The sequence below is a fragment of the Nostoc sp. DedQUE08 genome, from assembly GCF_034530895.1.
Taxonomy (GTDB): domain Bacteria; phylum Cyanobacteriota; class Cyanobacteriia; order Cyanobacteriales; family Nostocaceae; genus Nostoc.
Genome location: NZ_JAVRCD010000005.1, coordinates 122251 through 146829, shown reverse-complemented (window position 1 = coordinate 146829; position 24579 = coordinate 122251). Strand labels below are relative to the sequence as shown.

Sequence of the window (24579 nt, the reverse complement as noted above, 5' to 3'; positions counted from 1 at the left end):
CGTCTCGTCCGCCCCTAACCAAAGGCTAACTTGACAAAAATTCTGAATGCTTCTGGAACTCTAGCAGGGCAAAATGAAATCAATATAATAGTTAGCACAGAGGCATACATTGCAATTAAAAAAGCCCACCATCATATATTCGCGGCGTTTTTGTTGCTCAGACTACCTTTCGGTGGTATCTTTTACCCTGATGATTTTCTGGCTATACTAGTAGACTTAAGCCGATTGATTGATAAATTTCATCCTCCAGCATAAAATACACAAAAACTCTAAGTTTTGGACATATATCAGTATGCATTTACCTCTAACTAACACAAAAATATTGTCTGATGTTGGAGAAAATTAATTTTTTTGGAGGCTACAAAAACTTAATCGATAAGGTTAACACTAACACTACAAAGTAAATCTACATCAATCAAACATCTTCCGAGTAAGCACCTATGAAAGAAGAATTGATAGCCAGAGTTGTGCAGGTCTTGCGAATTAATATGAGTTGGATGACTTGGAATTTATTTCTGGCTTTTATACCTTTGGCTTTGAGTGTCTGGCTATTTCGCATGAGGCGCGGCGGCACTTGGCTTTGGTGGCTAGGATTCTTAGTTTTCTATGCTTTCTTACCAAATGCACCATATTTGTTGACCGATGTAATTCACTTGATAGATGATATTCGCACGATTCAATCGGTGTGGATGATTACTTTAGTACTTATTCCTCTGTATTTGCTAGTAATTTTAAGTGGATTTGAAGCTTATGTAATATCGTTAATTAATTGGGGTCACTATTTACATCGTATTGGTAAGAGCCAATGGATTTGGCGCGTTGAGACAATTACACATTTTCTCTGTGCTGTTGGTGTTTATTGGGGGCGATTTTTGCGTTTCAACAGTTGGGATTTTATTACTCAACCCGATGCTGTACTTACCAAAGGAGTAGAAGAAATTCTGGGAAAACAACCCCTGGTGATTATTGCTATCACCTTTGTGGTACTTGCAGGTTTGTACTGGATTATGAAACGAGTAACTTTAGGTCTTAGCCAATCAAATAGCAGAATAGGGATAAACTCAGGACGCACAAACTCTAATACGCCAAACATTTGATCTATGTGGGAATTTTGGCTTTTAATTTTGGGATTTTAATTAGTAATTCCCTTGATGAATATTGCCTATCAAAAGAAAGATGCAATAAAACCCTCCTTGAGGTGAAATAAACTCAGAAACAAATGGTTGAACTTCAACGCCATCACCTGAGAATAACGTCGTATCAGATCGTTAAATATTGATGGTCTGGTCTGATGTATCTAGTCATGTTGATAGGAGGGATATAATATGCAATTAATCTCGAAAGAGGAAATCAAGACATTAATAGAACAGCCAAAAGGAAATTGTGTTTCAATTTATATGCCAACGCACCCAGCCGGGCCAGAAGTGCGACAAGACCCAATTCGCTTTAAAAATTTGGTCAGGGAAGCAGAGGCTCGTTTAATTGATGCGGGTTTGGAACAGGAAGAAGCGATCGCATTGTTGGAAAAATCCCAGGAAATTGATACCCAAGAGTTCTGGGAGCAAATGGGAGAGCAAGGGCTGGCGATTTTTATTTCTGAAAATATTTTTCGTTATTATCCCCTACCAATTGATTTTCAAGAGTTGGTCGTAGTTACAGACCGCTTTCACATCAAGCCACTGCTGCCAATTTTAAATGGCAATGGTCGCTTCTATATCCTGGCTTTGAGCCAACAAGATGTTAGGTTCTTTGAAGGAACACGCTACAGTGTCAAAGAGGTAGAAGTAGAAAATCTCCCTAAAAGTGTAGATGAAGCTCTGCAAAGAGACGATACTGCTAAAGAAGGTCAGTTTCGCATCGCAACATCAAAAGGGGGAACCTCCAATACTTTTTCGCAACCAGGTACGTTTCACGGACAGGGAAGCCCTGACAGGGATAGACGCCAAGAAGACATCCTCCAATTCTTTCAAATTGTCGATCGCGCATTATACGAGAAACTGAAATTGCAAAAAGCGCCTTTGGTGCTGGCTGGGGTAGAATATCTCTTGCCTGTATATAGACAGGCAAATACTTACCAGCATTTGATGGATGAAGCTATCACCGGGAATCCAGAAATTCTCAGCGCCCAAGAGTTACATGACCAAGCTTGGCCGATTGTCGAGGCTGATTTCCAAAAGTCACAGCAAGCAGTTTTGGAGCAATTTCACGAACTGTTTGGTGGTGATACTGGTAAAGCATCTAACAACCTCCAAGAAGTTATCTCAGCGGCTTATTACCAACGCGTGGATTCATTACTAGTTGCAGTTGGTCAGCAACAGTGGGGTTTATTCGATCCAACCTCAGAAACGGTTTATTTGCACCCAGAAAAAGAAGCTGGTGATGAGGATTTGTTGGATTTTGTTGCTGCTCATACCTTATTAAATGGCGGCACGGTTTACGCTGTTCCCTTTGAAGAGATTCCGTATAGCACAGCCGTTGCGGCAATTTACCGATATTGACATTTTGATGGTGTTGTATAAAGTTGAATGTGCTATATACAACACCAACGATGATTACTATTCGCTCCTTTATCAGTCAATCTCTAATCGGTTTAGCTGTTTTAAGTGCAACGGCTATATTTACCCAGACGGCAATAGCAGAAACAATAACTGGGCAATCAGGCAATGTGCGGGCAGAAATATCTTACGAAAAACCAGAGGAATATCAGTATAAAAATATCCGGTTGAAAATTATCCGGGCGGGTAAAACTGTTTTGGATCAAAAACTGCCGCAAGAAGATGAATATGACAGACCTGTGGGGAATATATCTGGACAAGAAAACAACTTACCAGTGCGAGACTTGGACGGTAACAAAGAACCAGAAATAATTGCCGATTTCTTTACAGGTGGAGCGCACTGTTGTACTTATTCATTGATTTATCGTTACGACAGCAAATCTCAAAAGTATATTAAGATTCGTCATGAATGGGGCAATGGTGGCTATCAACTCAAAGATTTAGACAAAGATGGATTACCAGAGTTTGACAGTCGAGACGATCGCTTTGCCTATGCTTTTACAGCTTATGCTGCTTCTGCCTACCCTCTGCAAATTTGGCGTTATCGCCAAGGTAAAATGGTCGATGTGACTCGTAGCTATCCCAAATTAATCTTCAATCATGCCTCAGAGCTATGGCAAACTTATATCCAGGCACAGCAACAAGGCGATGATGGCAAGGGCTTTTTAGCAGCTTATCTGGCAGATAAATATCTGCTGGGTCAAGGACAGGATGGTTGGAAGCAAGTGCAACAAGCTTATAAAAAAAGCGATCGCACCAAATTCTTTGCCGATTTACGAAAGTTTTTGCGCGAAACTGCCTACATCAAATAAATTAGCAGTGAGCAATTAATTCCTAACTCCTAACTCCTAATTAATTAAGTTTTCGGCGTGCTGCTGCTAAAATTAGACGTTGTTCAGCACGAGCGATCGCTTGATATGTTCGCTCGACTGCTTCCGGTTCAACGGAAATGGAAGTAATACCCCATTCCACTAACTTATCGATGATTTCTGGATAGAGGGCTGGTGCTTGACCGCAGATTGAACAAGGGATACCAGCACTTTGAGCCATTTGGATCAGTTGAGCGATCGCACTCATAACTGCTGGATGACGTTCATTAAATACTTTTGCTAGCTGTCCTTGTTCTCGATCCACTCCTAGCAATAATTGGGTCAAGTCATTTGTACCAATAGAAATTCCGGCCACACCTGCTTTTACATATTCTGGTAATAAAAACAAGACACTTGGCACTTCTGCCATCATCCACAATTGAAACTGCGCCACTTCGGTTAAAAAAGCTTGCTCAACTTTGCGACGGCAAAAAATAAATTCTTCTACAGTCCGCACAAAAGGCAACAGCAGGTTTACATTGGTGTAACCAGCTTGTTGTACGCTTGCCAAAGCTTTCAATTCTAGGTCAAAGACTGCGGGATTTCGTAAATAGCTAAAGGTGCCGCGTTCACCTAACATCGATTGTGGCGAAGATTCTAAACTATCACTCAATGATGGTAAATCCTGCGCTCGCCAATCTAAAGAACGATAAAAAACTGGTCTTGGGGCAAAGGCACGAGCAAATTGCATAATCTGCTCAGACCATAGCTCTAACAATTCTGCCTGACGCCCGCTTAAAATCCAACTATTAGGATGTTGCCCGTTCAATATATTTAGTACCATCAATTCGGAACGTAACAATCCCACTCCATCCACAGGCAAATTTTGCACTTGTTCTATTAAAGCGGACTGACTCAAGTTAACCAGCAATTGGGTAGCAATCATAGGTAGATGAGACGTAACAGCAGAATGAGGCGCTTTCGAGTTGGGGCGATCGGAGGTAAGAAGATTTTCTTCTTTTCCTTTGTCCATCTCTTCCTTTGAGTCTGCTTTGATGCGATAAATTTCTCCTCTGTCGCCATCAAGCAGCAATCGTTCGCCAGTTTGGATTAAAGTTGTGGCAGATGTTGCGTTTACTACTGCTGTGATACCTAATTCTCTAGCTAGAATTGCCGCGTGACTGGTTAATCCCCCTTGTTCAGTGATAATACCACCAACTTGTTGCAATAATGGCAACCAATCAGGTGTAATCGTTGGAACTACTAAAATTACTCCCTTCGGTAGTTGTTCGGGTTTCTGTTGCGAATTAATAATTACTAGGGCAGTGGCTACAACCCGTCCTCCGGCTGCTGCTAGTCCCCGAATCAAGTGTGAGTGGGGAATCATAGATTGCGAAGTATTAACTTGTGTGATGTAGAGCTTACCAGATGTAGTTTGCCCAGCGAGAGTCCATTTAATGGTAAAAGTTTTACCTAGTTCACTTACCAGTTGAGTTCCCAGAGTAATTATTTGTTGTAAGTATTCTTCTTGTAAAGAGTACTGTTTTTGTTGGGCTTGTGGAATTAAATAAGTAATCAGACAGGTGCGATCTGGTGTTAACCCTGAGTTCGGCACGAGCCGCAAAAAAATTTTAGATGCTGCATCATCAACACCATAAGCCAGCATTTTATTGCCCAGTTGTTGCTCAAGTACAGCCCCAGTTTCTGGTTGAATGTAGTAAATATCTGGCTGTATTTCGCCAAGAGCGATCGCAATTCCTAATCCCAAAGTAGCTTCAATTTCCCATCCAGAGGCATTGGTTGTGAGCGAGCCACTGGCGATCGCATTTTCAACAGGTTGCACCAAAACTGCGAGATTAATTTGTTGCAGATTAATTCCTGAGTGCTGCCAATATAATAGACTCCGGGCCCGAAATATTTGACTCCAGGTTCGTTTTAGAGCCAAAGCGATCGCTTCCGGTTCGCACTGGCAAAATACTGACTCCAGTAAACCCGATATATTGTTGTTTATACCTGGAGTAGCAGTTGATACTGTCAAAGAAGGTCGAAGAATTAAACAGCTAGTTTGCCATTCTCTAGCTGCTTGGAAAATTGTACTCACCCACTCCTGGGTTACAGTCGCAGTTAGAATTTCTTGGCGCAAGCGACTAGCCACCTGCTGAAGTTGCCGCCAATTAGTGACATCCAGGTGTAGCGAAGAATAGGGTAAGTCAGCTATTAATGATTCTGAACTATTGAGATTTTCGAGAAATTGCCGCAAAATTTCTGCCGAAACTACAAAACCAGGCATCACCGGATAGCCACGCTGGATAATTTTGCTCAAGTAAAAGGCTTTGTCACCTACTTTGGCACGGTCTTGTAGTTTAATTTGATCTAGCCAGTAGAGTTTATTCACTCAATTTGTTAGTTGTCTATTTGTAGCCACAGCCATTTCTTTTTGGTATGTTATCAGGTTAATCCACTGACTTCTGAATAAAAAGTACTCAGGACTTACAGCAGTTTTCTTTTGGATAAATTACAAAGTTACGGGTTTTGAAGCAGGATAGAGGAGAATTCAGAATTAAGGAGTTAGAAGTAAAACAGGCTTGATAGCTGGCTTTGAGACGAATCGTTGTGTACTTCAGTAATTTGAAATACGCTGTATAGCTGATTTGCTCTACTTATACATACCCTTATCATATTTAATTGTTGAGTGTATGGGTTAATCTAACAATTTAAGGTATAATTCTCTAGCTAAGTCATTTTAAATAGCCAAAAAACTATTTAATAAACTTAAAATTCATCTAGTTTGCCCAAATTACGATCGTTGCCACAATCTAATAATGCAAATCTCCATTCATTGACCAGAACAATATCTTATTGAAAAATAATCCTAATAATGGAAAATATTAATTCTCAGTTTCAAAACCATTACTGAATTGATAGAATCCAAATATGAGATAGGTTATTGCACTATACCCATTGGATTAAACTCCATTAATAAAACATTAGAATAGTTTTGGACTTTTTTAGAAAAATATTACAATTTAACTTAGAATATAAAATTCTCCATATCAGACTAAACATTGTCAAACACTTACTACCTTGCAACTGATGATTGGCTGAATATCAGCTTCCGGCTATGTATAGCATTGCTTATTGGAGCAATCATCGGCTTAGAACGTCAAATTAGACGCAAACCAGCTGGTTTAAGAACTCATATACTGGTGAGTTTAGGTTCAGCCTTATTTACTTTAATAATCATGCAAACAGGAGGACTGCAATCTAGTCCTGATGCACTTAGCCGTGTGATTCAAGGGATTGCAGCTGGTGTAGGATTTCTCGGTGCTGGAGAAATTGTGCGTCAATCTTCCCAAGAGTCACAGCAACTTGAAATTCACGGACTCACCTCAGCAGCGGCTATTTGGGTTTCTTCTGCATTGGGAATTACTGCTGGCTGTGGTTTGTGGCAGTTAGGATTAATCGGCGCTATGCTGACTTTTTTAGTTCTCAACGTTTTTAAAAGGTTTGAAAAACGAAATCAATAATTAGCTATCTATTATTTTTAATAAAAAATATGCTTAAGAAATATAGAGTTATTGAGCTTCCTAATTTACCTTTATCTGAAAATATGAATAAGGGAATACCAGATAATCATACGAATTACAAATTACTATAAATATGATTTTTATAATTATTGATGTTGCATTATTTCTCCTGCCTTCACAAGAAGGATTTGTGAAGATTTCAACCATTGGGAATCAAAAGAACCCAAATGAGTAGTAGTAATCAAGGTTTGAAAGCGGTCTTGAATGGCATCAAGCAATTGATTTTGGCGGGATAAATCTAGTTCGGCAAGAACATCATCTAGTAATAGTAATGGTGGCTCTTTGACGACTTCTTCAATTAATTGTAATTCGGCTAATTTTAAAGCTAAAACCAGCGTTCGTTGCTGACCTTGAGAACCGTATTGACGAGCGGGTGTCTGGTTAATCGTTAATTCTATTTCATCTCGATGGGGGCCGACAAGAGTCGTGCCTTGGTGCATTTCAGCTACAGATCGCTGCTGAATTTTTGCTAAAAAAGCTTGCTGCACTTCTTCTGGTTGGTTATCCTCTAAAGGAATATTCGGCACGTACTTGATTTGGAGAACTTCTGTACTGCCGCTGATACTGCCGTGCCAGGTGGTAGCAATGGGGGCTAATCTTTGGATAGCGCGATCGCGTCGTCTAATTACCCTAGTTCCTGTAGTAGCTAACTGTGCATCCCACAGCGCTAGTTCTGATTGTAAAGATGTTGCATCCAACGTCTCTACATGGCGTTTTAAAAACGCATTGCGCTGGCGTAACACATGGTTATACTGCTGCAAAATGTGAGCATAAACTGGTTCGAGTTGAATTAATAGTGTATCTAACCAGTTGCGGCGACCTTCCGGGCCGCCGCGTACTAAGTCTAAATCCAAACTGGAAAATTGGACTGCATTGAGAACGCCAAGAAAATCCATTTGACGGCGGATAGATTCGCCATTGAGAGCAACGCTACGGCGACCATTGCGGCGCAAGGTCAAGGTCAGGTCGCTAACACCTGTTTGTCGCTCAAGGGTGGCATTAATTTGGGCTATGGCTTCTCCTTCTTGAACTAAATCGCGATCGCGGGTGATTCGGTGCGATCGCAATGTCGCCAGCAACTCCACCGCCTCCAACAAATTCGACTTTCCCTGAGCGTTATTACCTACCAAAATTGTTTTGGCAGCAGTAAACTCAACCTTTTGGTCTTGATAATTGCGAAATTGTCGGAGGTTTAGAGTTTTTAGGTACATAAGTTCAATTTTGGATTTTAAATTTTAGATTTTGGATTGAAGATAAATCTAAAATCTAAAATCTAAAATCTAAAATTTCTTTTTCAAACGGCCTTCTTGCCCATAATCCGCAAGAATATCTTCTCCGCTTCAATCCACACGAACATTAAGGCGCTGAAGCCAATACAAACCCCCAATTCTTGCATATTCAGGTAATGAGTACCAAAGAAATCTCGCAGGGGTGGGACATAAACTAGCATCAACTGCAAAATCGTGGTGACGATAACAGCCGCTAGTACAAAGATATTTGAGAAGGGATTCATCTCAATGGTCAGTCGGTTGTTGGAGCGAATGGCGATCGCATGACCCATTTGGGCAATACACAAGCTGGTAAATACCATTGTTTTCCAAGTATCGCGATCGCCTTGATAGCCTGGGGCATGACTATGTTGATAAGCCCACCACATTAAGGCAATGCTGATAATGGCAAAGATGATGCCAATGCGAATCATATAAGAACCCAATCCCCTAGCGAAAATACTTTCACGGGGACTAAAAGGCGGACGTTGCATCACATCCGGTTCTGGAGGTTCCACAGCTAATGCTAAGGCTGGCAAACCATCTGTCACCAAGTTCATCCACAAAATTTGTAAGGGAGTTAGGGGAACGCCTCCCAAGCCGATTAAGGGGGCGGCTGCAATTGTGAGAACTTCACCAATGTTACTGCCCAAGATGTATTTAATAAAGCGGCGGATGTTGGTATAAACAACTCTACCTTCCTTGGTGGCGCTGACAATGGTAGCGAAGTTATCATCAAGTAATACCATGTCACTCGCTTCTTTACTGACATCAGTGCCAGTAATACCCATTGCAATACCGATGTCGGCTTGTTTGAGGGCTGGGGCATCGTTGACACCATCACCTGTCATCGCTACAAATCGACCCCGGCGTTGCAGTGCTTGGACAATTCGCAGTTTGTGTTCAGGGGAAACTCTGGCATAGATACTTACCAAGTCAACGTTTTGCTCTAATTCCTGGTCAGTCATCCGTTGCAATTCTTGACCTGTAAGTACCCTATCGCCTTCTTGGGCAATTCCTAAATCGGTGGCGATCGCTCTTGCTGTTAATTGGTGGTCGCCAGTAATCATCACTGGGCGAATACCTGCTTCTCGACACTCTTGCACGGCTGCTCTGACTTCTGGGCGTGGCGCATCTAGCATTCCCACCAATCCCAGCCATACTAAGCCTTGTTCGGATGTCTCGTCTGAACCTGACGGTGGAATCTCTAACAAAGGTTTGTAGGCAAAACCTAGCACTCGGAGACCTTTGCTCGCCATCAGGTCATTTTCTGCCAAAATTTTCTGGCGTTGTGCTTCGGTTACAGTACCCGTGTCATTACCCAAATGAATCTGAGTGCAACGTGCCAAGATTAATTCTGGAGAACCTTTGGTAAACATTAAATAAGGTTCTGATTGGAGAAAACCGGCGATCGCTGGGTCAACACCTCTCGAAAATGCTTCACCTGTGGCGACTCTCTCCACCTGAGCGATCGCGCTCATCCGCTTTCGTTCTGAGGAAAAGGGAAACTCCGCTACGCGAGGTAACTTACTGTTCCACTGGTCTTTTTCAATTCCCGCTTTTCCCGCCAGGGTGAGTAATGCCCCCTCTGTCGGATCTCCCAAAATTGCCCATTCACCTTGTTCTTTTTGCAATACGGAGTCATTACAAATAGCACAGGCGACTGATAACGCGGAAATTTCTGGAGATTCCTCTAAGGAAATTTTTTGACCGTTTAACTGGAAGTCCCCTGTGGGAGCATAACCTTCGCCGGTGACGCGAAAAGTTTTGTTATTGGTGGAAATCGATTGCACCACCATTTTATTTTGAGTCAGGGTGCCAGTTTTATCAGAACAGATGGTAGTTACAGAACCCAACGTTTCCACTGCCGGCAATTTGCGAATCAAGGCATTTTGGCGTACCATTCGTTGGGTTCCCAGTGCCAAGGTGACGGTAATTACAGCTGGTAAACCTTCTGGCACTACAGCAACCGCCATACTCAAGGAAACTTCCAAGAGTTCTTGAATATTTTTAAAACCTCCGTCCCTGAATACACCGCCAACGACGACGATCGCCACCAGAATTAAAGAACCTGTAACTAGGACATTACCCAGTTGAGTCATCCGCTGCTGTAAAGGCGTGGGTTCACTTTCCACCGCCTGCAACATGGTGGCAATTTTGCCTAGTTCTGTAGTCATGCCGGTGTTAGTCACCAGAACCTTGGCACGTCCTTGGACTACTTCAGTTCCTTGATACACGACATTGAGGCGATCGCCTAATGATGTTTCCTCCGGCAATTTTAGTGATGCCTGTTTATTCACCGCCTCGGCTTCACCAGTCAATGCCGACTCACGCACTTGTAAATTAGACTGTTCGATCAAGCGTCCATCTGCGGCTATCTGCATCCCAGCTTCCAGCAGCATGACATCCCCTGGAACTAGTTCCTTGGCTGCTATCTCCACCAGTCTGGTGTCACGGATGACGCGCACTAAGGGAGAGGTCATTTTTTTCAAGGCTGCCAAGGCTTTTTCAGCGCGGCTTTCTTGGACGTAGCCAAGTATGCCATTGAGGATAACAATTGCTAAGATAGCGATCGTATCTTTAAATGGCACTTCACCAGGCTTCAAACTGCCCGATCGCAAAGCCATTAGGTCTAAAAACCCAGAAATCAAAGCCACGCCAATCAGCATCAACAACATAATGTTCTTGAACTGATCCAGCAGAATTTCCCAAGCACTACGGCCCGCAGTTTCTTCAAGTTCGTTGGGGCCGTATTTTTGCAATCTCTGTTGAGTTTCTTGGGGTGTTAAGCCGCTGTCTGCATTACTATCAAGCAGGTCTAGCGCTTTATCAACTTCTAAACTATGCCAAACGGCGGCACCTTCAGGCAGAGAATTAGCAGACATCGTGTAGGTCACAGCAAATGGTTACAAAATTCGATCATAATTTAGTGATGGCAGGAATTCCATCTTTTAAAGTTACATTAAGGCGATCGCCCAGTTGTATGAGTGTATCTGTAATTCTTAATATTTGTAAATTCCTCCTATTTTCAGATAGTATTATTTCTCACGAAAGAGTTTTTCGGAACACATTGTACCGATAATTATTAGTACCTCGCTGTAAACGTGGCGATCGAGAACCATTAATTGATGTACTTGGGTTCGAGCAACGCCCATTGTGGGTAGTCTTTTAACTCAGCACTCTTCATCCGCCCCAATCGGGGGAACCATTGCTCGACTGGGATTTTTCCATCTCAAGCAATTGGTGTTACCACGCTAAAACCGTTGAGTCATGTTTCCTCCCCTACCTAAAGGTGAGGGTTTTTTACACTTACCATAAGGTTTTATGAGTTTTGCACTCCCCACTTTGACCGTTAGCCAGATGTTTGGGCAAAGAACAATTCGGCCGCTTACTGCTGCTACCCTGTGTGGCATTACTTTCATTAAAGATAGACTGATTGCCATTGACAGTATTAAAGGGCATCTACTAGAAATCGATCCCACCTCTGACAACAGCAAAATTCTCAATCCCCATCAAGTTGAAGAATTTACCGATGTCACTGGTCTAGCGGTGTGGGACGATACGCTGTGGGTAAGCCGAGAAAATAGTGTTTATTTGTGCAAGCTGAATGCTTTGGATCTGGAACATTTTGTAACATTGCCTTATGCAGCTGATGGCGTTGCTGTTTGGGAAACAACAGTTTATGTAAGTTGCCAAAGGCTGGGCTACATTCTGGTTTTTGACCGCCAAACCCGAAAAGAGATTACTAAATTTTATGCCCCTGGAGTTGGGATAGAGAATTTGGCAGTCAACCAAGAAATGCTATGGATTTGCGATCGCACCGAACAATCAGTTTACGCGATGGACAGAGCCACAGGAGAGTTGCAATTCAGCGTTTTGACACCCTTTGAATGTCCTACAGGCATAGCGCTCCATAAAAATGACGAAACAGGCAAAGAAAGTATTTACGTCGCCTACGCCTCAGAGGAGCCTTATATCCGGGATAACCCCAATGCCGATCCGAGTCATGAGCTAACATTCCGCGATCGCACTTTTATTCACCCTTTGTATTATCATTACGATCCAGATAAGCGTTACGCCCTCTCTAATGGCTATCTGATTGAAATGTCTTATGCTGAGGAAATTGCACCCTTAGACGAGGTTTATTTACCCGATGTCGAATGGCGCATCGCCTTACCATCCGAAACTGAGCGTCAAAAGGTCAAACACGTTGAAGCCATTGGTATACCCTTCACCGAAGAAGTAGTACAGGGGCAACGCGTAGCAGTCTTTAAATTTGATTCTCTTGCCCCAGGAGAACGGCATATATTTGGCTGGAAAGCACTTTTGGAAGTTCGCGGCATTAAGTATCGTATTACACCCAGAGATGTAGAGAATATACCTAAATTATCTTCAGAATTAGAAACACGCTACCTAGTGGACGACGACGATTTAGCAATGGATACTACAATTGTTCGCCGTGCCGCCAGAGAAGCGATTGGTTCTGAAACCAATGTGCTGCGCAAAATGCACAGCATCCGCAACTACGTTTATGATGAGTTATCCTACGGTATTAAACCTTACATTGACACGCCAGATACAGTTTTAGAGCGGGGTGTTGGTTCTTGTGGTGAATATGTCGGCGTTTTACTTGCTTTATCCCGTTTAAATGGCATTCCCTGCCGCACCGTAGGCAGGTATAAATGTCCTCCCCATAGTGACTTCGTAGGAGTACCGCTACAACCTGATTTTAATCATGTTTGGCTAGAATTCTACGTCCCCAATTTTGGTTGGTTGCCAATGGAATCAAATCCTGATGATATCGGTGAAGGTGGCCCTTATCCAACGCGATTTTTTATGGGCTTATGCTGGTATCACATTGAAATTGGCAAAGGCATCACCTTTGAAACTGTGACAAGCAAAGGTGAACGGCTAACCAAAGAAGATATCCCCATTGGCGATTTAGCGATTAATCATATCCGGTTCACAATTCTTAAAGAATTACCGGACTTTTGAATTCGAGAAAGACTACGAGAAAGTGAGTAGGGTGTGTTATGCCGTAGGCTAACGCACCTTAAAACTCTCTGTTTAACCGCAAATTTCGTCTACTTCTAAACTCTTATTCCTATTCAAGTATTCTTCAAACAATTCAAAAAATTTCTGTAGTGCCTCATGCTCGTCTACAGAATAGAAAAGAATTATTTTAGACCATGACTGACCTGAGTTAATTCCATATTTTTCTTCAATCCATGATTGAAAACCTTCAAATTCTTTTTCTGGCTCAGTTGGAGGTACGCCAACTTCTCTTCGAGCCAGACTATATCCTCGCAGAAGCATATCAAGTCTAGTAATTGAATTTCTGCCTAAAAACATTCCTGGTCTTTTCTTTATATTACTTGGAATCTCCTTGTAAATATCAAACCGAGGAAACCTCATATCCTCACTAAGCCTTGAAATGCCTTCAATTTCTTTAATTTTTGAATTATTTTTCTGCTTTAAGAACTGCTCAAATTCTTCAAAAAATCTATTAAAAGCCGCTCGTTCACTTCCACAGCAAGAGAGAATTATCCCAGCCCAAGACCGACTCACATTAGTTTTTGCTCTTTCTTGTATCCACTCTTGAAACCCTTCCATTCCACAAGAGCCTATTGTAGTAAATCCTAGTTCAATTAGACTATCTATATACCCATTTAAGAATGAATCAAGACAAGTAATTGATGGCTTGTCTATGTACATAACTGGATTTTCTTTAATCTTTTGGAGAAGTGTAGAAAGCTCATTCATGCCAGCAACCTCTAATTTGATGAAGATTTAGTAATTGAATAACCACATCGTGCTCTTATTAAGGTCAATCTTTCCTATTTTGAAGGGATGAATTATCTGGTAGTATATCAGCACGAACCACATCGCTAATCCATTCTCCCTCAATATTATTGTTAGAGTAATTTGCATAATCATCCCATGTCATGGTGTCGCCAGTTGAGTATTCATAAACAACTCCGCGAGTTTGATTATTACCATCTCCATCATTTAAATGAATCCAGGTTACATAATCACCAGATGGAGGATAACCACCACCAAATTCAATACCTGGAGGTTGAGCTAAACTTCTAATTGCCCCTGGCGCAGGTCGCCAACTCCGAAAGTGATGAGTTACAAATTTGTCAGGAGAACCAGACTTTCTGTAATGTACTGTTTGATGAAATTTGTAATTATAAAGAACTGAAGATTGACCTTGTGGGCCACAAACTAAATTAAGTGGATAAAAAGAACAATATCTCTCCTGAGCTTTATTTGGAACCTGCTCATTTTGAGTTTTTGTTGTGCTAATTGTAGCCTTAGCAGTAGGAGCTAATTCTGAGCCAGCAGCAGCACATTCAGGTTGAACAGCACAAGCGTCTAGAGACGACAGCAATGCATAAACAGGTTGAGATAAAATCCCTTTAAAAATGATAAGTAAAAGAAATGTCAAAATTCCTACTAATCTAAATACGGATTTATTTGTGGTTAATCGCACTAATCCTAACTCCTTACAACCAAAGATAAAAATCGATGTATTTGACATCTAGGTTGTCTGATAGGAGAAGAAAATCAGTCCAGTAAAAATACGAGTATTTATTAAAGTTTTTTGCAAATGGAATCAAGGTAAATAAACTAATTAGCTATTAACTCTTACACTTCTTAAACTAGGTAATGGATATGATTGATGCTGCTTAAAATCAGCAAACTCACAGATAGAGTTAAATGGGCAAAAGCGACAGTGAGAACCAGGATTAGGAGGGAATATTTTACTAAAATTAGTTGTTTCTTCCTGATATTTTTGCAAATCGTGCTGGTGCTTGTGGGCAATATTCGCTAACTCAAATTTTAAGGATTCTAATTCACTACTATTAATACTAATTAACTCTGACTTTTTACATATTTCTAAATTATAAAATGATGCAACAGCTTCTTGCCCAGGGTAAAGATAACGAGCAGCTAATAAGTAAACTAATGCCTGTCGTTTGTCAAAAGCGGACTTACCAGTTTTGAAATCCAAAATATGTATAGTGCTATCAGATTCAATAAAAACGCAGTCCATAGCCGCGTATAAGCGAAAGCAATAATCTTCTTGTTCAACTACTATCGGTTTCGGAAAGCCTTCATCACCCGGTGTTAATTGGATAATATCTTTATCCAAAAGCAACGGCGAATCGTGATATTTTTGCAAAATTTGCAGTACGCGTTGCTGGACTTGAACGCTTGAGTTGCCTAATTTAAGTAGCTGGGCAACTCTTTCTACACCATCTGCTTGCTTCAACAGATGCCTGTGATGATGAAACTCATAAACGCCTTTTTGAGCCAGTATGCCAATACGCTGGGGCGCAGTGGCTTGCGTTAAAAGCGCCTTGACTTGTGGTTCGTGTTGCCGTGCTTTGATAAACCCCCGTCTCATCTGGCAATGCCAGCGTTCTTGCCCAGTCGCTGGGGCAACTAGAGACCAAAGGTGATAACTGGCAAAAGGTCGATCGGGGGTTGACATTGCTCAGAAACAGTGAGAGAAAATACGGTGGGAGAAGTTTAAGCTAAGGCTTGCTTAGAAAAGAACTTCGGAGGATACTTGCTGCTACACACGCTTTGCGGGAAGCTTTTATAGTACTGATAATGTACCGGAGCAAGTGGCAAAAATGTCTAGCAAGATAAAATTTGGTACCGATGGATGGCGAGGGATTATTGCCGATGACTTTACTTTCCCCAATGTGAGAAAAGTAACAAGGGCAATCGCCACTTACTTAGAAACAGCCTATACAAAAGATAGACCAGTACTTATTGCCTACGATACTCGCTTTTTAGCTGACCAGTTTGCCCAAACAGCGGCTCAAGTATTAGCAGACTTGGGTTGGACTGTAAAAATTACCGATCGGGATTGCCCCACACCAGTAATTGCCTACAATGCCCGTCACCTAAATTCCGCTGGGGCGTTAATGTTTACTGCTAGCCATAATCCAGCACCTTACTGTGGAATTAAATATATACCCGATTATGCTGGGCCTGCCACTCCAGAGATTACTGATACTATTGTGGCAAATATAGAAGGTGCATCGGATGAGTTGCCTGGGAGCAACCCATCAGGTTCAATTTCCATTTTCGATCCGAAACCTGATTACCTACAATTTATCTACACTCTACTTGATGTAGAAAAGATCAAAAGCGCTAATTTAAAGGTAAAGTACGATGCTTTGTATTCTACCTCTCGCGGCTATTTAGATGAAGTTTTGCAACATAGTGGCGTTCAATTAGAAAGTTTCCACGATTGGAGAGATGTTTTATTTGGCGGTGGAATGCCTGAACCCAAAGGAGAACAATTAGTTGAGTTAGTGGAAGCAGTAGTTCGAGATCGAGCTGATTTGGGCTTGGCAACGGATGGAGATAGCGATCGCTTTGGTATCGTTGATGAACAAGGAAACGTCCTTACTCCGAATACTGTGCTGCTGCTTTTAGCACGTCATTTAATCAAAAACAAAGGTAAAACGGGCGCTATAGTCCGTACTGTCGCGACAACCCACTTGCTGGATAATTTCGCTGCTAAAAATGGGCTGCAAATTTACGAAACAGCAGTTGGTTTTAAATATATCGGCGAAAAAATGCGCGAAACTGCGGTGTTAATCGGTGGAGAGGAATCAGGTGGTTTGAGTGTTATTGGGCATATTCCCGAAAAAGACGGGGTATTAGCCGATATGCTGGTGGCAGAAGCGATCGCCTATGAAGGCAAACCGCTCAGTCAACTTGTTAAAGAAGCGATCGCTGAAGCCGATGGCCCACTTTACAACAACCGCCTAGACTTGCACCTCACAGAGGCACACAAAATCGCCGTCATCGATTCCTTTACTAAAAATCCACCTACAGAAGTAGCTGGCATTAAAGTCAAGGAAGTGGGGCGTAAAGACGGTATTAAGCTGTATTTAGAAGAAGGTAGCTGGGTTTTACTGCGTCCTTCCGGTACAGAACCACTAGTACGCGTCTACCTAGAAACCAACACTCCCGAAAAACTCACCCAAATCGCCCAAGAGTTAGAGAGTGCCATTGCTAAACTAGAGGCAGTAGCAGTTTAATTTGTCAGAGTTAGGAATTAAAAGTTAAGAGTTATGAATTAGGAGTTAAGAGTTGTAAATTAACAATTCTTAACTCCTCATTTTTAATTTCGAGCAAAATATAACTCCTAACTTCTCATTTAGATCAAAGTATGAAAATCGCGCCTTTTTTGACATCTCTAGTTGTAGCGGTTTGGGTAATTGCGATCGCAATTATTTCAGTCCAAAATGCCACACCTGTATCGTTAAAATTCTTAACATTCCAATCGATTCAGATACCAATGGGTTTAGTGCTAGCTTTTAGTGCCGTTGTCGGGTTAATTGGTATGGCACTGCTGCAACCTTTGTGGGGACTTGCTGGTATTAGGCAGGGTAATTCTCGATTGGAAGACGATGCGGAATTTTTTGTTGACGATGAAGATTTTTGAGGTTTGAAGCTTAGTGCAGTACCAAAACATTATTACAATCGAACCAGGAAAACGAGGTGGTAAGCCTTGTATTCGAGGAATGCGAATTACTGTATACGATGTTTTATCTTATCTTGCCTCTGGGATGACCTACGAGGAAGTGCTTGATGACTTTCCTTATTTGACACAAGAGGATATTTTGGCTTGCCTAAGCTATGCAACCGATCGATAACGGCTATGAGTGCAACTTATAAAGCAGATTTTAACTTGTGGATTGAACAGACAGCCCAACTATTGCGATCGCATCACTGGCATGAGGTTGATGTAGAACATCTGATTGAAGAGGTTGAAGGCTTGGGCAAAAGTGAACGGCGGAGTATTGCCAGTCAACTAACTCGCTTACTTTTGCATCTGCTGAAGTGGCAATATCAACCCCAGCGTCGCTCAGATAGTTGGCTCGATTCTATCACTGATTCTCGTACCCAAATTGAGTTAGCGATAGAAGATAGTCCTAGTCTTAAAAGCTATCCTACAGAGCAACTTGAGGAAAGTTATCAAAGGGCACGTCGCCAAGCAGCCAAGCAAACGGGGATAGTTGTATCCGTGTTTCCAGAAGAGTGCCCATATTCTTTAGAGTTAGTGTTGGATGAAGACTGGCTACCGGAAGCAAGCGATAATATTTGATAACTTTATTTGTAACTGTGTAGGTAGTGGCGATCGCTATGTATGAAATAATAAGCCCTGTAAACCTCACACTATATGAAAAAAGCCTGCGTTGTCAGGCTTTTTTATAAACTTGTGGCAGAGCGATCGCACTCAGCCAGACACTAAAATATTATTCGCAATCTTGTAGAGATGATTGGCGATGAAAATTAAAGCAATAGACAGGCTTGGATATCTTCGAGATCGAGATCGGGAAAATCCTCTAAAATCTCAGAAACACTGACATTCTCAGCCAGCATTTCTAAAATATCACTCACACGAATCCTCATGCCTCGAATACAAGGACGACCACCACACTGACCAGGAGTTTGAGTAATGCGAGTCAACAAATCAACCCTTGAGTTCATGCAAGTATTTTAATATTGGGTACTTTTATTTAACTCTAATTCTGCGATCGCAATTATTCCAGCCTAGCATCTGGGTGTAGCAAAAGGGCAATCGCAATTATCCCAAGTTCACATAACAGCACTTAAGTTGAGCAGTTTTGGGTTAGTTGTAGCTTCAGGTAATCAATGAAGTCCAGAATTTCTGTATCAGTAAGTTGTAGGCGCGATCGCTTGCCATATTTCTGGTGCAAATAATCCCTTCCCTGCTGTGGAGTCCAATTTAGTTGGGCTAAATATGTGTCAGTTTTAGCTATAAAAACATCACGGGATTCAACTGTTTTTATATTGTCACTTTCTTGTGATTGAGATTGATTTTTATCTTGATTGAAATTGTGAATTTTATTAATTTTTAAACTTACTCTTTGTCCTAAAGCTTGCCAATCTAATTCCTTATGTCCATCCCAACTAACACCTATAGAGCGATAATTTACTGGATCGTAAATATTACAGAATACTACTTTTTTATCTCCAGGACTAACGGTAATAGTAAGTGGATGACGCAGTTGTTCAAAAGTAAGAATATCTAAAGACAGCAATAAACCTTTACAAAAATAGGTGTCACTTCCTGAGCGGATAATATAAGGTTTATCTGCCAAAACATTTAAATCTGTTCTGATAACTTCTCCAAATGTATTTTCAACCTTTTTATTAACTTCTATCCCTGTAATTACCCCAGTCAAGGCTCTTTCATAAATTGGGATGCGTTTTTCATCTTCAGCAAGCATATACCAACAGTGATCGGATTCTTTGCTGACAAAGACATATTGAGGTTTTGGGACTGCTCCAAATCCTAATTTAACTTCCATATTTTGATGTAGGTTTTGGTAAATATATTTATTGAGGCAATCAGCTTTTACGATTTGTACCGTCAAGCAATGAGTTACTTTATAGATATAATTCCCTAGCCAGGAAGCTAATTAACATTAAGACAGCAAAAATTACAAAATCTGGTGAATCTATAACAAAGTTTCTGGATCGACGCCAAGTGCATTCAACCTTTCAATTAACATTTTCACTTTTTGCTCTGCTTCCACCCGTCGCTGTTCTTCAAAAGCTGTGCGTTCTTCCGCTTCCCTAATGCGTTCTTCTGGTGTCAGCAATCTTTGCCCTTCTTCGTCATACCAGTACAACCACTCCCGTACTATACCTTGATAAATTCCCCGTTCTCGCCCAATTGCTAAACCAATTTCTGGTAGCCAAACGGGATTTCCTGACATTAAGATATATTCCCCATCGACTAAGCAATACACTTCCAAAGGCGACTTTTTACGCCGCAGGGGACTATACACAACGTAATACAAAATTCCTAAATCTTTGGCATAAAATTCTTTCTTGATGTTATATTCTTCTCGATATATTTGAGAAACAACTTCTAGCGCTAAAATTGGCAGTTGCTTTTCTTCCCACAGCACATAACTTAGGCGTAAATCTTCATCAACGAAGCGTTTAACTCCTAAGCTGAGAAACCCATCAGGGACAATAGCTGGTTTATCTGGGTGATAATAAATACCCATATCAACACCAAAAAACCAATCCCAGCGATCGCACCAAACCAAAGCTAGTGTCGTTTTCAGCAAGCCGGGAATTAAATTTTGGAGTTCATTATCCACAGCAGTATCATCTGAATCGGGTAGTTCTTCGGAAGATGGCAAACAATGCAGTGGATTGTAGTTTAACATGAGCGGTTTTGCCAAATCTGATTCTAGGTAGATTGTACGTAATCTATTGATGTGTAATGTGCGATCGCAGCACAATAAAGAAAAACCATTTTTAGCGTAGACATCACCTGATGTTGCTTTTCTCAGTAGCAAAATACTTATAAGTGTAAAATCTTTACATCAAACTCGTGGTTTTTCGGTACTGATTCTCAGAGTGTCTAACTGACAATAGCAAAAAAGGGCGAAACTTTGTTCAACTAGAACATTCCAGAAGTCGCAGAGTATGCAATTTCATGGTGAATTTGGTAGCTGGGCTGATTACCTATATCTACCAGGAGAAAAAGTCTTCTCTCAACCTTGACTCAGAAAACGTGGCGTAGTTGGAAATTAGCTAATTTTCAGCCCAATTTTTGAGTTGTACCCAAGTATCAAATATGTCACCACAGATCCATTCACGAGTTTTAATCAAAAACTTCCTAACGGTTTTTTTGCCATTGTCAGCTTTAGTTGGGGTTGTTATTGGGACTATCTATTATCAACAGGTACAAATCGAGCAAGTTCTGCTCAAAACAAATGAACTCCGTAAGGTAGATTTACAAACTAAAGTAATCAGTGGAGACTTTCACTCGGTTGTTTCAGATTTGATGGTTATCTCTAAACAAAACGAGCTAGAAAGAATTTTAGACGGAGTGGATGGGCAACGACAGGCACTTTCTCAAGAATTCTTATTATTTTCTGGATATAAAAAACTCTACGACCAAATTCGCTTTTTGGATCGATCGGGTAAAGAAATTGTCAGAGTCAACTTTAACCAGGGTGAACCAGCGATTGTCCCCGAAGAAAAATTGCAAGTTCAAGCCAAACGCTACTGGTTTAATGACACTTTGCGGCTGAATCAAGGACAAGTATTTGTCTCTCCCCTTGACCTCAACATCGAACGAGGTCAGGTTGAACAACCCTTGAAGCCAATGATCCGCTTTGGCACTCCCGTTTTTGATCGCCGTGGGCAGAAACGAGGCATTGTGGTGTTAAATTATTTCGGCGCAAAACTGCTGGACAATTTTGATCGAGCTTTCACTAGCACCTCTAGCCAGGGAATGCTACTGAATGCCGATGGCTACTGGTTAAAAGGAGCGAAGCCTGAAGATGAATGGGGATTTATGTTTCCCGATTGCAAAAACTGCACTTTTGGCAGAGCTTTTCCCCAAGCATGGCAGCAGATTTCTCAACAAGAATCGGGACAATTCCAAACTGCTGAGGGAATGTTCACTTTTACCACAGTTTACCCACTTGTCGAAGGGCAAAAGTCTAGTACGGGAGCAGGACAAGCTTTTGCGCCAAGCCAAAATCAAATCGATCCTAAATCCTATCACTGGAAAATTGTCTCGCGGGTATCGCCAGAGACGTTGACAACCAAATCAAACCGATTTTTGAATCAATTGCTACTACTATATGCTGGGTTAGTAGGATTAATTGGCATTGGTTCTTGGCTACTAGCAAGAGCTAGTGTCAATCGTAATATTGTCCAGCTAGAGTTAAGGCAATCTGAAGTTGAATTGCGAAAGCTAGTTGAACGGGAGAAAATTCTTAAAACTCGTCTATCTAGTCAAATTCGCAACTCGCTGGATCTAAATACAATTTTGAGTACAGTAGTAGTTGAAGTTCGGGAACTGCTCCAAATCGATCGATGCCAATTTTTTTGGTGTCATCAAGAAGATGAATCTACTAGCTTGGAACTGAGTCAGCAAGCTTGCGCTCCCGATTTAACAGAACCTTTAGGCTGTTCTCCTATCCAGAATGTGGAAGCCATAAGTGAGGCTGTTATGCAAGGGAATTTGCTTTGCTTTGATGACATTGCGACAGATTCATGGCTTGATTTCAAGAGTCGGAATTTACTTGTGACATTGGGTTTTAAGTCTCTACTAACAGTTTCAGTTCAAACTCAGTCGGGTCACTTGGGTGTGATTGTCTGCGAACATAGTAGAGAGCTTCGCCCCTGGAGTGATGATGAGGTAGAAATTATTCGAGGCGTGGCTGACCAGTTAGCGATCGCTATTGACCAAGCCCAATTATATAATCAAAGCCGCGCTGCTACTGCTGCTGCCACTATTCAGGCAGAACAACTCAACCAAGTTTTGCACAATCTCAAAGAAACCCAAGCCCAACTGATTCAGACCGAAAAAATGTCGAGTTTAGGTCAATTAGTGGCTGGAGTTGCTCACGAAATCAATAACCCAGTTAACTTTATCTACGGCAATTTGACCCATGTAAGTGAATATACACTGGGTTTGTTGGAACTAGTAGAACTTTATCAACAGTCTAATGCTCATTCAACACCTGAAGTACAAGCTCATATCGAAGCGATCGACCTTGACTTTATGGTTGAGGATCTACCTAAAATACTAATTTCAATGAAAATGGGAGCTAATCGCATTCGTGAAATAGTTCTATCCTTGCGGAATTTTTCTCGACTTGACGAAGCAGATATGAAGCCTGTCAACATTCACGAAGGTATTGATAGCACACTACTGATTTTACAAAATCGCTTCAAACAAACGTCTGGAAATGCCGGAATTGAAATAGTCAAGGAATATGGTGATATTCCCTTAGTAGAATGCTATGCCGGACAATTAAATCAGGTATTTATGAATCTGATTGGTAATGCCATTGATGCCCTGGATAGTTATAACAGTAAGCGAACTCTGGAGGATATAGAAACTAAACCCAGCCAAATTGTAATTCGTACTCAGTTACGCAACTTAGATCGGATAGCTGTAAAAATTGCAGATAATGGCCCTGGCATGACCGAAGCAGTTAAGCAACGATTATTTGACCCTTTCTTTACTACAAAAGCCGCAGGTAAAGGTACCGGATTAGGATTAGCAATTAGCGCTCAGATAGTCACAGAAAAACACAACGGAGCTATTTGGTGTATTTCCGAACCTGGACAGGGAGCAGAATTTTGGGTTGAGATTCCGATTAAGCACAGTTCTAAACTAGCAACTGCAAGTACTCCTAGTCTATCCATAATTTGAAAAATGACATGACTAATATGAGCGATGTCTACGACGGGTTGCGCCTACGCGGTGATTTTGATAGCCCTTGGAAAGAAATTATAGAAGCTTATTTTCCCCAAGCAATGCATTTCTTTTTTCCAGAAACTTCTGCATTAATTGATTGGGAACGTCCCTATGAATTTTTAGATAAAGAATTCAACAAATAGCTCGTGAAGCTGAACAGGGTAAGAGATATGCCGATCAATTAGTCAAAGTTTGGCAAACCCAAGGGGAAGAACTATGGTTATTAATCCATGTGGAAATTCAGGGACAAAAAGAAGATAACTTTGCCAAGCGGATGTTTACCTACAACTTTCGCATATTTGACCGCTTCGATCGGCCAGCAATAAGCCTTGCTATTCTTTGCGATCCAAACCGCGAATGGCGACCAAGCAATTACAGCTACAATTATCCCAATACTCGCTTAACTTTTGAATTTGGTAGTATTAAACTTTTGGATTACGAAAACCGTTTTCATGAGTTAGAAAATAGCGACAATCCATTTGCAACTGTCGTCATGGCGCATTTGAAAACGCAGCAGACGCGCTCATCACCCGAACAACGCAAAATATGGAAGTTTAGTTTAATTCGTAGGCTATATGATTTGGGCTTAGGAGAGCAGGATATTCGCAATCTGTATCGATTTATCGATTGGGTTATGATATTACCAAAGGCATTGGAAAATCAGTTTTGGGAAGAGTTTAAACAATTTGAGCAGGAGCGAACTATGAGATATGTAACTACAGGCGAGCGCATCGGCTACGAGCGCGGAAAACAAGAAGGTGAACAACAGCTTATTTTAAGGTTAGTACAAAGACGAGTGGGAGAATTATCACCACAATTACAAGAGCGCATCAAATCTCTTTCTTTAAATCAATTAGAAACCCTTGGCGAAGCTTTGTTGGATTTTACTGCTATGGAAGATTTGCTTAACTGGTTGCAAACAAATCAATCAGCTTAAAATCTATTTTTATGAGAGTTGTAAAAAATACATTTCATTATTTAGCAATACAAAGTTTTTTTAACTCAGTTCGATGGGTTATTTTTTATTTTACCGAATCGAACATTTCGAGTTAGTAA

Annotated in this window: 20 protein-coding genes and 1 pseudogene; 12 read left to right on the top strand and 9 right to left on the bottom strand. The window is 41.2% G+C overall.

Going from position 1 to position 24579, the window contains the following annotated elements; all coding sequences use genetic code 11:
* The first annotated feature begins 30 nt into the window (after positions 1–30).
* From RMY64_RS05290 to RMY64_RS05275, 4 genes are all read left to right on the top strand, one after another.
* Positions 31–255, top strand: a complete 225-nt coding sequence (locus RMY64_RS05290) for a hypothetical protein (RefSeq protein WP_322670692.1) — start codon at positions 31–33, stop codon at positions 253–255.
* A gap of 185 nt (positions 256–440) precedes the next feature.
* A complete protein-coding gene (locus tag RMY64_RS05285; RefSeq protein WP_322670693.1) occupies positions 441–1097 on the top strand; it encodes a DUF1361 domain-containing protein in 657 nt (218 codons plus the stop codon).
* Between the two features lie 228 nt (positions 1098–1325).
* Positions 1326–2498 (top strand): hypothetical protein, encoded by a 1173-nt coding sequence (locus tag RMY64_RS05280; protein WP_322670694.1) that lies wholly within the window; start codon positions 1326–1328, stop codon positions 2496–2498.
* Between the two features lie 29 nt (positions 2499–2527).
* Positions 2528–3367 carry a hypothetical protein gene (locus RMY64_RS05275; protein ID WP_322699490.1) on the top strand — a complete coding sequence of 280 codons (840 nt, stop codon included), beginning with the start codon at positions 2528–2530 and terminating at the stop codon, positions 3365–3367.
* A 40-nt stretch (positions 3368–3407) separates the two neighbouring features.
* Here RMY64_RS05275 and RMY64_RS05270 read toward each other — a convergent pair whose 3' ends face one another.
* Positions 3408–5759 (bottom strand): putative PEP-binding protein, encoded by a 2352-nt coding sequence (locus tag RMY64_RS05270; RefSeq protein ID WP_322699489.1) that lies wholly within the window; start codon positions 5757–5759, stop codon positions 3408–3410.
* 670 nt (positions 5760–6429) lie between these two features.
* Between RMY64_RS05270 and RMY64_RS05265 the strand changes: the two genes are divergently transcribed.
* On the top strand, positions 6430–6891 hold the full coding sequence (locus tag RMY64_RS05265) for an MgtC/SapB family protein (RefSeq protein ID WP_322670697.1): 462 nt from the start codon (positions 6430–6432) through the stop codon (positions 6889–6891).
* 146 nt (positions 6892–7037) lie between these two features.
* Here the strand turns inward: RMY64_RS05265 and recF are convergent, their stop codons facing one another.
* The gene (recF, locus tag RMY64_RS05260) at positions 7038–8162 is read right to left on the bottom strand and encodes a DNA replication/repair protein RecF (RefSeq protein WP_322687803.1); all 1125 of its coding nucleotides are present in this window, start codon (positions 8160–8162) and stop codon (positions 7038–7040) included.
* An 83-nt stretch (positions 8163–8245) separates the two neighbouring features.
* A complete protein-coding gene (locus RMY64_RS05255) occupies positions 8246–11104 on the bottom strand; it encodes a cation-translocating P-type ATPase (RefSeq protein WP_322699488.1) in 2859 nt (952 codons plus the stop codon).
* Positions 11105–11543: 439 nt separating this feature from the next.
* Between RMY64_RS05255 and RMY64_RS05250 the strand changes: the two genes are divergently transcribed.
* Complete coding sequence (locus tag RMY64_RS05250; protein WP_322670700.1) at positions 11544–13214, top strand: transglutaminase family protein; 1671 nt, start codon at positions 11544–11546, stop codon at positions 13212–13214.
* A 72-nt stretch (positions 13215–13286) separates the two neighbouring features.
* On the opposite strand, the gene RMY64_RS05245 is transcribed toward RMY64_RS05250, so the two are convergent.
* The 3 genes from RMY64_RS05245 to RMY64_RS05235 all read right to left on the bottom strand — a co-directional run bounded on the left by RMY64_RS05245 (position 13287) and on the right by RMY64_RS05235 (position 15720).
* Positions 13287–13982: a hypothetical protein gene (locus tag RMY64_RS05245; RefSeq protein ID WP_322699487.1), complete on the bottom strand. Its 696-nt coding sequence runs from the start codon at positions 13980–13982 to the stop codon at positions 13287–13289.
* A gap of 64 nt (positions 13983–14046) precedes the next feature.
* Positions 14047–14763, bottom strand: a complete 717-nt coding sequence (locus RMY64_RS05240; RefSeq protein WP_322699486.1) for a hypothetical protein — start codon at positions 14761–14763, stop codon at positions 14047–14049.
* A 93-nt stretch (positions 14764–14856) separates the two neighbouring features.
* The gene (locus tag RMY64_RS05235; RefSeq protein WP_322699485.1) at positions 14857–15720 is read right to left on the bottom strand and encodes a PD-(D/E)XK nuclease family protein; all 864 of its coding nucleotides are present in this window, start codon (positions 15718–15720) and stop codon (positions 14857–14859) included.
* A 145-nt stretch (positions 15721–15865) separates the two neighbouring features.
* Here RMY64_RS05235 and RMY64_RS05230 point away from each other — a divergent pair, with 145 nt between their 5' ends.
* The 4 genes from RMY64_RS05230 (at position 15866) to RMY64_RS05215 (ending at position 18360) form a co-directional block, all read left to right on the top strand.
* Complete coding sequence (locus tag RMY64_RS05230) at positions 15866–17290, top strand: phosphoglucomutase/phosphomannomutase family protein (protein ID WP_322699484.1); 1425 nt, start codon at positions 15866–15868, stop codon at positions 17288–17290.
* A 131-nt stretch (positions 17291–17421) separates the two neighbouring features.
* Positions 17422–17697: a LapA family protein gene (locus RMY64_RS05225; protein ID WP_322699483.1), complete on the top strand. Its 276-nt coding sequence runs from the start codon at positions 17422–17424 to the stop codon at positions 17695–17697.
* A 13-nt stretch (positions 17698–17710) separates the two neighbouring features.
* Positions 17711–17908, top strand: a complete 198-nt coding sequence (locus RMY64_RS05220) for a DUF433 domain-containing protein (RefSeq protein ID WP_322670706.1) — start codon at positions 17711–17713, stop codon at positions 17906–17908.
* Positions 17909–17913: 5 nt separating this feature from the next.
* A complete protein-coding gene (locus tag RMY64_RS05215; protein ID WP_322699482.1) occupies positions 17914–18360 on the top strand; it encodes a DUF29 domain-containing protein in 447 nt (148 codons plus the stop codon).
* Between the two features lie 188 nt (positions 18361–18548).
* Here the strand turns inward: RMY64_RS05215 and RMY64_RS05210 are convergent, their stop codons facing one another.
* From RMY64_RS05210 to RMY64_RS05200, 3 genes are all read right to left on the bottom strand, one after another.
* Positions 18549–18746 carry a DUF433 domain-containing protein gene (locus RMY64_RS05210; protein ID WP_322687814.1) on the bottom strand — a complete coding sequence of 66 codons (198 nt, stop codon included), beginning with the start codon at positions 18744–18746 and terminating at the stop codon, positions 18549–18551.
* 122 nt (positions 18747–18868) lie between these two features.
* Positions 18869–19591: a hypothetical protein gene (locus RMY64_RS05205; RefSeq protein WP_322699534.1), complete on the bottom strand. Its 723-nt coding sequence runs from the start codon at positions 19589–19591 to the stop codon at positions 18869–18871.
* A gap of 150 nt (positions 19592–19741) precedes the next feature.
* Positions 19742–20464 carry a Uma2 family endonuclease gene (locus RMY64_RS05200; protein ID WP_322699533.1) on the bottom strand — a complete coding sequence of 241 codons (723 nt, stop codon included), beginning with the start codon at positions 20462–20464 and terminating at the stop codon, positions 19742–19744.
* Positions 20465–20877: 413 nt separating this feature from the next.
* On the opposite strand from RMY64_RS05200, the gene RMY64_RS05195 reads away from it, so the two are divergent.
* Together RMY64_RS05195 and RMY64_RS05190 are read left to right on the top strand one after the other, a co-directional pair.
* Complete coding sequence (locus tag RMY64_RS05195; protein ID WP_322699481.1) at positions 20878–23478, top strand: ATP-binding protein; 2601 nt, start codon at positions 20878–20880, stop codon at positions 23476–23478.
* Positions 23479–23495: 17 nt separating this feature from the next.
* A pseudogene (locus RMY64_RS05190) lies at positions 23496–24460 on the top strand (DUF4351 domain-containing protein).
* The last annotated feature ends 119 nt before the right edge of the window (positions 24461–24579 follow it).

Excerpts from the sequence above, each read along its gene's own strand:
- RMY64_RS05285 (WP_322670693.1), top strand. The coding sequence starts at position 441 with ATGAAAGAAGAATTGATAGCCAGAGTTGTGCAGGTCTTGCGAATTAAT.
- RMY64_RS05280 (WP_322670694.1), top strand. The coding sequence starts at position 1,326 with ATGCAATTAATCTCGAAAGAGGAAATCAAGACATTAATAGAACAGCCA.
- recF (WP_322687803.1), bottom strand. The coding sequence starts at position 8,162 with ATGTACCTAAAAACTCTAAACCTCCGACAATTTCGCAATTATCAAGAC.
- RMY64_RS05255 (WP_322699488.1), bottom strand. The coding sequence starts at position 11,104 with ATGTCTGCTAATTCTCTGCCTGAAGGTGCCGCCGTTTGGCATAGTTTA.
- RMY64_RS05250 (WP_322670700.1), top strand. The coding sequence starts at position 11,544 with ATGAGTTTTGCACTCCCCACTTTGACCGTTAGCCAGATGTTTGGGCAA.
- RMY64_RS05245 (WP_322699487.1), bottom strand. The coding sequence starts at position 13,982 with ATGAATGAGCTTTCTACACTTCTCCAAAAGATTAAAGAAAATCCAGTT.
- RMY64_RS05240 (WP_322699486.1), bottom strand. The coding sequence starts at position 14,763 with ATGTCAAATACATCGATTTTTATCTTTGGTTGTAAGGAGTTAGGATTA.
- RMY64_RS05235 (WP_322699485.1), bottom strand. The coding sequence starts at position 15,720 with ATGTCAACCCCCGATCGACCTTTTGCCAGTTATCACCTTTGGTCTCTA.
- RMY64_RS05230 (WP_322699484.1), top strand. The coding sequence starts at position 15,866 with ATGTCTAGCAAGATAAAATTTGGTACCGATGGATGGCGAGGGATTATT.
- RMY64_RS05225 (WP_322699483.1), top strand. The coding sequence starts at position 17,422 with ATGAAAATCGCGCCTTTTTTGACATCTCTAGTTGTAGCGGTTTGGGTA.
- RMY64_RS05215 (WP_322699482.1), top strand. The coding sequence starts at position 17,914 with ATGAGTGCAACTTATAAAGCAGATTTTAACTTGTGGATTGAACAGACA.
- RMY64_RS05210 (WP_322687814.1), bottom strand. The coding sequence starts at position 18,746 with ATGAACTCAAGGGTTGATTTGTTGACTCGCATTACTCAAACTCCTGGT.
- RMY64_RS05205 (WP_322699534.1), bottom strand. The coding sequence starts at position 19,591 with ATGGAAGTTAAATTAGGATTTGGAGCAGTCCCAAAACCTCAATATGTC.
- RMY64_RS05200 (WP_322699533.1), bottom strand. The coding sequence starts at position 20,464 with ATGTTAAACTACAATCCACTGCATTGTTTGCCATCTTCCGAAGAACTA.
- RMY64_RS05195 (WP_322699481.1), top strand. The coding sequence starts at position 20,878 with ATGTCACCACAGATCCATTCACGAGTTTTAATCAAAAACTTCCTAACG.